Origin of the sequence: Halomonas sp. GFAJ-1 (assembly GCF_000236625.2) — a bacterium.
In the GTDB taxonomy this organism is placed as follows: domain Bacteria; phylum Pseudomonadota; class Gammaproteobacteria; order Pseudomonadales; family Halomonadaceae; genus Vreelandella.
In genome coordinates this window covers 44,108-51,981 of record NZ_AHBC01000028.1, presented here as the reverse complement: position 1 = coordinate 51,981, position 7,874 = coordinate 44,108, and the positions used below count along the sequence as shown (strand labels likewise).

The window sequence follows — 7,874 nt, the reverse complement described above, 5'->3', positions numbered from 1 at the left end:
CTGAAGTTGAAACGACACGACGCGGCATTGCCCCCTATTTGGAAGGGCAGGAGATCAGTGAAGTGCTGGTTCGCCAGCCGCGTCTTCGTGTACCCGTGCCTGATGATCTTGTTGAGCGACTGGTAGGGGCGCGGGTTGGTGTGTTAAAACGCCGGGCCAAGTACTTACAAATCCCCTTGGTAGTGCCTGAAGGGGGTGCCACGCTATTGTGGCACCYMGGCATGTCRGGCAGCTWGCGCAWCSSBCKMKTGKGKRAKTWCYKGRMMMRRCRTTTTMACACACCAACCCGCGCCCCTACCAGTCGCTCAACAAGATCATCAGGCACGGGTACACGAAGACGCGGCTGGCGAACCAGCACTTCACTGATCTCCTGCCCTTCCAAATAGGGGGCAATGCCGCGTCGTGTCGTTTCAACTTCAGGCAATTCGGGCATGATGAAAGCCTATGATGACAGCACAATGACAACGGCCCTGGCAGTGACATTGCCACTCCTTACTGACGCAAAAGTGGCACGCCCTAACAGAGACACTAACAAGCAGACATGCAAAAACCCGGCTTGGGGCCGGGTTTTTCAACAGGCGCTCGCCTGCAGTGAAAGCCGATCATCGTAACCGTGATTACTTGATCTTGGCTTCCTTGTAGATAACGTGCTTACGGACGACCGGGTCGTATTTCTTGAATTCGAACTTATCCGGTGTGTTCCGCTTGTTCTTATCAGTGGTGTAGAAGTGGCCTGTACCGGCACTAGACACCAACTTGATCTTATCGCGCATGGTTTAACTCTCCCAAAAGTGCTTAGCCAAAAGCTGGCTTAGATCGCGTCGCCGCGCTTGCGGATATCAACCAGAACCGACTCGATACCTTTCTTGTCAATAATACGCATACCTTTAGAGGAAACGCGCAGTTTGACGAAGCGGTTTTCAGCTTCAACCCAAAAACGATGGGTGTGCAGGTTCGGCAAGAAACGACGACGTGTCTTACGCTGGGAGTGAGAAACGTTATTTCCAGTTACCGGACGCTTGCCGGTAACCTGACATACTTTGGACATGAGAGCCTCCAACCACTTGGCGAGTTGTTCAAAACTGTCGGGCAAACCGGAGCAGGGAAGGAGTCGACGCCGTTAACCGCCAAGCTTTACCCAAATCCGTTATTCAACCCAAGTTTAAAGGTGGCACTTTATACCAGAGCGCCTAGCCACCGGCAAGGAAAACCGCCCAAAAAGGCCAAAAAAGGCGTTTTTTGGTCAGTTTACTTAGACAAACAACCAAAACCTTAAGGCCATTGTGTCGTTTATCTTTTTTATAGCCAGCCGCGCTCGGCAAATGAAACCACATCACCGTCACCCACCACAAAATGATCAAGCACCCGCACATCGAAGAGTGCAAGAGCATCTTTTAAGCGTTCGGTGATACGTCGATCAGCATCGCTTGGCTCAGCAACACCCGATGGGTGGTTGTGTGCCAGGATGACAGCACCTGCGTGCAATTCTAACGCACGCTTGGCAACTTCGCGGGGGTAAACGGACGCGCTGTCTAGGGTACCGCGAAACAGGGATTCATAGCGAATAATTCGGTGCTGGGTATCCAAAAAAAGGACCGCAAACTCTTCATGTCCTAAATGGCGCAGCTGGGAACTGAGATAGTGGCGTACCAGCGCAGGTGAAGTTAGCGCGTTACCACGCGCCAGCTGACTCGCCAAATGGCGCCTGGAAAGCTCAAGCGTTGCCTGCAATTGAGCAAACTTCGCGCTACCCAGCCCCCTAGCCGCACAGAACTGCGTTTGATCGGCCTCAAGCAGCTGCCTTAACCCACCAAAACTGCTCAGCAGATCCCGCGCCAAATCCACTGCCGAGCGTCCTTTAACGCCTACACGCAGAAAAATCGCCAACAGTTCGGCATCTGAAAGTGCCTGGGCGCCCATGTTTAACAGTTTCTCTCTTGGTCGCTCACCTTCTGGCCAATGATTAATCCCCATCCACGCCTCCCTGCTTGTTAGTTTAAAACCCCTCGACCACCAACATCTCACTATAACTAGCTTTTATACTCTCTGCCGGAGCATGCCAAAATAATCAGTCAAATGGTATGGTAAGCCTCTTTACGAACGTCACACTGGACTGCCCGCCATGGCTTCACTTCCGCTATCTTCTTTATCGTCGCTTACCGGCAAACGCCTGCTGCTAGGCGTTAGCGCGGGTATCGCGGCCTATAAAAGCGCGCTACTTGTTCGCTTACTCAAGCAAGCGGGCTGCGAGGTACGCGTGGTAATGACCGAGGGCGCCCAAGCCTTTATCACGCCGCTAACCCTGCAGGCGCTCTCCGGGGAGCCTGTGCGCACTTCACTGCTAGACCCCGAAGCCGAAGCCGGCATGGGCCATATTGAATTGGCCCGCTGGGCAGACGCCGTGGTTATTGCCCCAGCTACCGCCGACTTAATCGCCCGTTTAGTGCATGGCATGGCGGATGACCTGCTAACCACGCTGTGCCTGGCCTCTGAAGCACCCAAGCTGATCGCCCCTGCGATGAACCAGGCCATGTGGCGCCACCCTGCCACCCAGCGCAATATGGCGCAGTTAGCCAGCGATAGCTGGCAACTGATTGGCCCAGCGGCTGGGGATCAAGCCTGCGGAGATGTAGGCCCAGGCCGAATGAGCGAGCCAGAAGAGATTTTTAACGCGCTAGCTCAGCACTTTTCGCCTCCCGTCAAAGCGTCTGGCGAAATATCCAGCCGTGCACCACATATTGTGATTACCGCAGGCCCTACTCGAGAGGCGCTGGACCCAGTGCGCTACTTGTCGAACCACAGTTCAGGCAAGATGGGCTATGCACTAGCCGCTGAAGCAGCAGCGCAAGGCGCACGGGTCACGTTAATCAGCGGCCCGGTGAATCTACCCACCCCCCAAGGCGTCGCACGCATTGACGTGGAAACAGCGCTTCAGATGCACCAAGAAGCGCTGCGCTTAGCGCCACAGGCAGCGCTGTTTATTGGCTGTGCAGCGGTTGCCGACTACCGCGCCGAAAGCGCTGCCGTGCATAAAATCAAAAAAACCGACGATAACGACACGCTTACCCTTACGCTGATTAAAAACCCTGACATTATTGCCGAGGTCGCTGCACTGCCCAACAGCCAACGCCCCTTTGTGGTGGGCTTTGCCGCTGAAACTCAGGATGTAGCGCGCTACGCAAACGACAAGTTGCAGCGCAAGGGGCTAGATATGATCGTTGCCAATGATGTTTCCCAGCAGGGCCTCGGCTTTGGCAGCGACGACAACGCGGCCCTGCTCCTTTGGCGGGCAACCTCTGGCACTGAGCAGTTGGCAGCGCCGCCGCAAACTAAAAAAGCGCTGGCGACCCTCATCATTCGCCAAGCGCTGACGCTACTCCCCCCTCAACCCTCCGGAGCATTATCATGAGCAGCCCCCGCCCACGCCTGCAGTGCAACGTATTAGATGATCGCCTGCTCGACTACCTGCCCTCCTACGCCACGGCAGGCTCTGCGGGGATGGATCTACGGGCACTGTTAGATGAACCGCTAACCCTTGCCCCCGGCGACTGCGAACTCGTGCGCACTGGCCTTGCCATCTATATTGAAGACCCAAGCCTTGCAGGCATGATTCTGCCCCGCTCGGGCTTGGGCCATAAGCACGGCATTGTGCTGGGCAACCTAGTGGGGCTGATTGACTCCGACTACCAAGGAGAGCTGATGATCTCGGTGTGGAACCGTGGTCAAACAAGCTTTACGCTGGCGCCTTTCGAGCGTCTCGCGCAGTACGTGCTGGTGCCCGTGATCCAGGCAGAACTTGCCATTGTGGAAACCTTTGAAGACTCCACTCGCGGCACTGGCGGCTTTGGAAGTACAGGCCGTCAATAGACAGCCCGTCCACTCAGCACTTATTAAGGCCCGCTTCTCAAGGACTGACCATGACCGTACCTGCCTCCATCTTTCGCGCTTATGACATCCGCGGCATTGTCGATAGCACGCTCAATGAAGCCACCACTGAGCTGGTTGGTCGCGCCATCGGCTCGGAGGCCGCTGCCCGCGGCGAACATAGGGTGATTGTTGCCCGGGATGGGCGGCTTTCTGGGCCACGTCTGCAAGCGGCGCTGATGCGTGGCCTGCAAGCCGCTGGGCGGGATGTCATTGATATCGGCATGGTACCCACGCCGGTGCTCTACTTTGCGACCCACACGCTGCCTGAGAGCAGCTCTGGCGTGATGTTAACTGGCAGCCATAATCCGCCTGATTACAACGGTTTTAAAATTGTCCTGGCGGGGGAAACACTCTCAGGCGACGCCATCACCGCGCTCTACGAGCGGATACAAGCCGGCGACTTTACCCACGGCGAAGGCAGCGTGCGAACGCATGATCTACGCGCCGCCTATTTGGCGCGTATCCTCAGTGACGTGCACGTAGAGAGGCCGCTGAGCGCCGTGGTGGACTGCGGGAACGGCGTCGCGGGGGAGCTAGGCCCAGCGCTTATTGAGCGGCTGGGTGTTACCACTACACCGCTATTCGCTGAGATTGACGGCCACTTTCCCAATCACCACCCCGACCCTGGCAAGCCTGAAAACCTTCGGGATTTAATCCACCATGTGCAACAAACCGGTGCCGATATTGGCCTCGCGTTTGACGGCGACGGCGACCGTTTAGGGGTTGTCACACCCAGCGGCCGCATGATCTATCCCGATCATCTGCTAATGTTATTTGCAACTGACATGCTATCGCGCACCCCCGGTGCCAAGGTGATCTTCGATATCAAATGCACCGGCAACCTAGCCAAAGTCATCAGTAAAGCAGGCGGCGAACCCGAAATGTGGCGCACCGGCCACTCACTCATTAAAGCGCGCATGCGGGAAACAGGCGCTGAGCTGGGTGGTGAAATGAGTGGGCATATCTTTTTCAAAGAGCGCTGGTATGGCTTTGACGACGGCCTCTATGCCGCCGCCCGCCTGCTGGAAATTTTAGCGCGGTATCCTGGCAGTGCCGACGCGCTGTTTGATCAATTTCCACAAGATGTGGGCACACCCGAGATCAACATCACAGTACCGGACGAAGAAAAATTTGCCATTGTCGAGAAGCTTGCTCGTGAAGGCAGCTTCGGCGAAGGTGTCAGAACCACGCTGGATGGCATTCGCGTCGACTACCCCGACGGCTGGGGGTTATGCCGCGCGTCCAACACAACGCCAGCTCTAGTGCTGCGCTTTGAAGGCAAAGATGCCACGGCACTTACCCGTATACGCGAACGCTTTGCCCAAGCGCTGGCAGCGGTTTCACCAGCGCTTAACATTCCTGAAACCCCAGCACAATGAGCGCACCTTTAGAACGCAATAAAATAAAACAGCAAATTACCTAGCAGCGATTAAAAAAAGCAAAGGGATAACGTCATGAGTTCAGCAAGCCGCGACCCACAGGTCGTTGTGGAGGTGCTGTCAGAAGCCCTCCCCTATATCCAACAGTTTTCCGGTAAAACCGTAGTGGTTAAATACGGCGGCAACGCCATGACCGAAGATACGCTGATGGACTCTTTCGCCCGCAACATCGTCCTGATGAAAGAGGTCGGCATTAACCCTGTCGTTGTCCACGGTGGCGGCCCACAAATTGGCAGCCTGCTGGAAAAGCTCAATATCGAATCGCGCTTTGTTAATGGAATGCGTGTCACCGACTCCCAAACCATGGACGTTGTGGAAATGGTACTGGGCGGCCTGGTAAACAAAAGCATCGTTAACCTGATTAACCAAAGCGGCGGCAAAGCGATTGGATTAACCGGGAAAGACGGCGCGCAAATTCGCGCACGCAAGCTCAAGGTTGAACATCAAAGCCCCGAGATGACGGCACCGGAAATTATCGATATCGGTCATGTGGGCGAGGTAGAAGCAATCTCTACCGACCTGATCGAGATGCTCGCGGCTCGCGACTTTATTCCGGTTATTGCGCCCATTGGCGTTGATGCCGAAGGGCATAGCTATAACATTAACGCCGACCTGGTGGCTGGCAAGCTAGCTGAAGCGCTAAGCGCTGAAAAGCTGATGCTCTTAACAAACGTCGCAGGCCTGATGAATAGTGAAGGCGAGGTGCTTACCGGCCTGACCACTGCCCAAGTTGATGGCTTAATTGCTGACGGCACCATTTATGGCGGCATGCTACCCAAGATACGCTGCGCGTTAGACGCCGTGAAAGGGGGAGTAAACAGTGCCCATATCATTGATGGCCGCGTTCCCCACGCGGTTTTGCTGGAAATCTTTACCAACGCTGGGGTAGGCACCCTCATCACAGACGCAGAATAACCGCGACGGAGGGCTTAACGTCATGAGCGACGACCAGAAACCGCACCGCCGCGAGCAAATTCTGCACGCATTGGCCATTATGCTGGAGGAGGACAGCGGCAAGCGAATTACCACCGCCGCCCTGGCCCGCCAAGTAGGGGTCTCGGAAGCGGCGCTTTACCGCCACTTTCCCAGTAAGGCGCGCATGTTTGAGGGGTTGATCGACTTCATCGAAGAGAGCATTTTTGCACGTATTACCCGCATCCTGGAGGACATACCCGAGGCCGTGGGCCGCAGCGGCACTATGCTAGCACTGCTGCTTGGGTTTGCTGAGAAGAACCCGGGGCTTGCCAGGGTGCTTGGTGGCGACGTACTGACCGGCGAAACCGCACGCTTGCGCCAGCGGGTTCACCAGCTGTTTGAACGCCTGGAAACCCAGCTTAAGCAGGTGCTAAGGGAGGCTGAGATTCGGGAAGGCACGCGCACGACCATTCCCGCTTCAGCTGCCGCCAACCTGCTGATTGCTCACGTAGAAGGGCGTATCTCCCAATATGTGCGCAGTGACTTTAAACGCTTGCCCACTGAATATTGGGAAGACCAGTGGGCGCTGCTTTCTAGCCAACTGCTACGGGAAACGGTGCAGCCTGCCTAGCAGATAAGCGTTCACGCATCAAAAAACCCCGAAGGTCGTACCTTCGGGGTTTTTTATGACTACGTCGACTACGACCACATCGACTTTACGCGGCTAACGCCTCGCCCATTTTCTGACGCAGCTTTTTCATTGCGTTCTTTTCGAGCTGTCGAATGCGCTCAGCGCTCACGCCGTATATGTCGGCAAGATCGTGAAGCGTTGCTTTATCGTCGGTCAACCAACGACGCTGCAAAATATCCCGTGAGCGCTCATCCAGATCTTTCAGCGCCAACTGAAGACGACGCGTGGAGTCCTCTTCAAAGTCGCTATCTTCAATCTGTGATGCTGGATCTGCCGAGGCATCGTCTAGAAAGAAGGCAGGCGCTTGATACGTGCTCTCGTCATCTTCACCGGGAGAGGCATCATAGCCTGCATCAAACGCCGAAAGGCGGCCCTCCATGTCACGAACAATCTCCGGCTTAACATCGAGGTCTTTAGCAATTGCGCTGACTTCGTCGTTATTCAACCAGGATAAACGCTTTTTAGCGCTGCGCAGGTTGAAGAACAGCTTACGCTGCGCTTTGGTGGTGGCGATTTTTACAATTCGCCAGTTGCGCAGTACAAACTCGTGAATTTCTGCTTTGATCCAGTGCACGGCAAAAGACACCAAACGCACACCCTGATTAGGATCAAAGCGCTTGACGGCCTTCATCAAGCCGACGTTACCCTCTTGGATCAGATCCGCCTGGGGTAAGCCGTAGCCTGAGTAACTGCGGGCAATGTGCACAACAAAACGCAAGTGCGAAAGCACCAGACGGCGTGCAGCTTCGAGATCCCCTTCATCGTGGAGGCGGAATGCGAGCTCACGCTCCTCCTCAACACTGAGAACAGGAATACCGTTTACCGCTTGAATATAGCCGCCCAGGTCATGGCCTGGAGAAAGCTGTCCCACCGGTATAAGACTAGTGCTCATGTGCAGGTGG

General features: G+C 55.5%; 9 protein-coding genes and 2 pseudogenes. 6 read left to right on the top strand and 5 right to left on the bottom strand.

The window, feature by feature from the left end; all coding sequences use genetic code 11:
• Nucleotides 1-239 (top strand): annotated as a pseudogene (locus tag MOY_RS16920) (DNA-formamidopyrimidine glycosylase family protein); the annotation flags it as partial.
• Between the two features lie 38 nt (nucleotides 240-277).
• Here MOY_RS16920 and MOY_RS16915 read toward each other — a convergent pair.
• The 4 genes and pseudogenes from MOY_RS16915 to radC form a co-directional block, all read right to left on the bottom strand.
• Nucleotides 278-433 (bottom strand): annotated as a pseudogene (locus MOY_RS16915) (DNA-formamidopyrimidine glycosylase family protein); the annotation flags it as partial.
• 184 nt (nucleotides 434-617) lie between these two features.
• A complete protein-coding gene (gene rpmG, locus MOY_RS08365; RefSeq protein ID WP_009098622.1) occupies nucleotides 618-773 on the bottom strand; it encodes a 50S ribosomal protein L33 in 156 nt (51 codons plus the stop codon).
• Nucleotides 774-811: 38 nt separating this feature from the next.
• Nucleotides 812-1,048 (bottom strand): 50S ribosomal protein L28, encoded by a 237-nt coding sequence (gene rpmB, locus MOY_RS08360; protein ID WP_009098620.1) that lies wholly within the window; start codon nucleotides 1,046-1,048, stop codon nucleotides 812-814.
• A gap of 251 nt (nucleotides 1,049-1,299) precedes the next feature.
• Nucleotides 1,300-1,974 carry a RadC family protein gene (gene radC / locus MOY_RS08355; protein WP_009098617.1) on the bottom strand — a complete coding sequence of 225 codons (675 nt, stop codon included), beginning with the start codon at nucleotides 1,972-1,974 and terminating at the stop codon, nucleotides 1,300-1,302.
• A gap of 148 nt (nucleotides 1,975-2,122) precedes the next feature.
• On the opposite strand from radC, the gene coaBC reads away from it, so the two are divergent.
• The 5 genes from coaBC to slmA all read left to right on the top strand — a co-directional run bounded on the left by coaBC (nucleotide 2,123) and on the right by slmA (nucleotide 6,912).
• On the top strand, nucleotides 2,123-3,409 hold the full coding sequence (gene coaBC / locus MOY_RS08350; RefSeq protein WP_009098616.1) for a bifunctional phosphopantothenoylcysteine decarboxylase/phosphopantothenate--cysteine ligase CoaBC: 1,287 nt from the start codon (nucleotides 2,123-2,125) through the stop codon (nucleotides 3,407-3,409).
• Nucleotides 3,406-3,867 carry a dUTP diphosphatase gene (dut, locus tag MOY_RS08345; RefSeq protein WP_009098613.1) on the top strand — a complete coding sequence of 154 codons (462 nt, stop codon included), beginning with the start codon at nucleotides 3,406-3,408 and terminating at the stop codon, nucleotides 3,865-3,867. The genes coaBC and dut overlap by 4 nt, the downstream gene beginning before the upstream one ends.
• Nucleotides 3,868-3,917: 50 nt before the next feature.
• Nucleotides 3,918-5,306, top strand: coding sequence for a phosphomannomutase/phosphoglucomutase (locus MOY_RS08340; RefSeq protein ID WP_009098610.1), 1,389 nt, complete (start codon nucleotides 3,918-3,920; stop codon nucleotides 5,304-5,306).
• A gap of 75 nt (nucleotides 5,307-5,381) precedes the next feature.
• The gene (argB, locus tag MOY_RS08335; RefSeq protein ID WP_009098606.1) at nucleotides 5,382-6,281 is read left to right on the top strand and encodes an acetylglutamate kinase; all 900 of its coding nucleotides are present in this window, start codon (nucleotides 5,382-5,384) and stop codon (nucleotides 6,279-6,281) included.
• A 22-nt stretch (nucleotides 6,282-6,303) separates the two neighbouring features.
• Nucleotides 6,304-6,912 carry a nucleoid occlusion factor SlmA gene (slmA, locus tag MOY_RS08330; RefSeq protein WP_009098604.1) on the top strand — a complete coding sequence of 203 codons (609 nt, stop codon included), beginning with the start codon at nucleotides 6,304-6,306 and terminating at the stop codon, nucleotides 6,910-6,912.
• Nucleotides 6,913-6,997: 85 nt separating this feature from the next.
• Here the strand turns inward: slmA and rpoH are convergent, their stop codons facing one another.
• Nucleotides 6,998-7,864 carry an RNA polymerase sigma factor RpoH gene (rpoH, locus tag MOY_RS08325; protein ID WP_009098602.1) on the bottom strand — a complete coding sequence of 289 codons (867 nt, stop codon included), beginning with the start codon at nucleotides 7,862-7,864 and terminating at the stop codon, nucleotides 6,998-7,000.
• Between the last annotated feature and the right edge of the window lie 10 nt (nucleotides 7,865-7,874).

What these genes read in the sequence shown, in the direction of transcription:
- rpmG (WP_009098622.1), bottom strand. Translation starts at nt 773, where the DNA reads ATGCGCGATAAGATCAAGTTGGTGTCTAGTGCCGGTACAGGCCACTTC.
- rpmB (WP_009098620.1), bottom strand. Translation starts at nt 1,048, where the DNA reads ATGTCCAAAGTATGTCAGGTTACCGGCAAGCGTCCGGTAACTGGAAAT.
- radC (WP_009098617.1), bottom strand. Translation starts at nt 1,974, where the DNA reads ATGGGGATTAATCATTGGCCAGAAGGTGAGCGACCAAGAGAGAAACTG.
- coaBC (WP_009098616.1), top strand. Translation starts at nt 2,123, where the DNA reads ATGGCTTCACTTCCGCTATCTTCTTTATCGTCGCTTACCGGCAAACGC.
- dut (WP_009098613.1), top strand. Translation starts at nt 3,406, where the DNA reads ATGAGCAGCCCCCGCCCACGCCTGCAGTGCAACGTATTAGATGATCGC.
- MOY_RS08340 (WP_009098610.1), top strand. Translation starts at nt 3,918, where the DNA reads ATGACCGTACCTGCCTCCATCTTTCGCGCTTATGACATCCGCGGCATT.
- argB (WP_009098606.1), top strand. Translation starts at nt 5,382, where the DNA reads ATGAGTTCAGCAAGCCGCGACCCACAGGTCGTTGTGGAGGTGCTGTCA.
- slmA (WP_009098604.1), top strand. Translation starts at nt 6,304, where the DNA reads ATGAGCGACGACCAGAAACCGCACCGCCGCGAGCAAATTCTGCACGCA.
- rpoH (WP_009098602.1), bottom strand. Translation starts at nt 7,864, where the DNA reads ATGAGCACTAGTCTTATACCGGTGGGACAGCTTTCTCCAGGCCATGAC.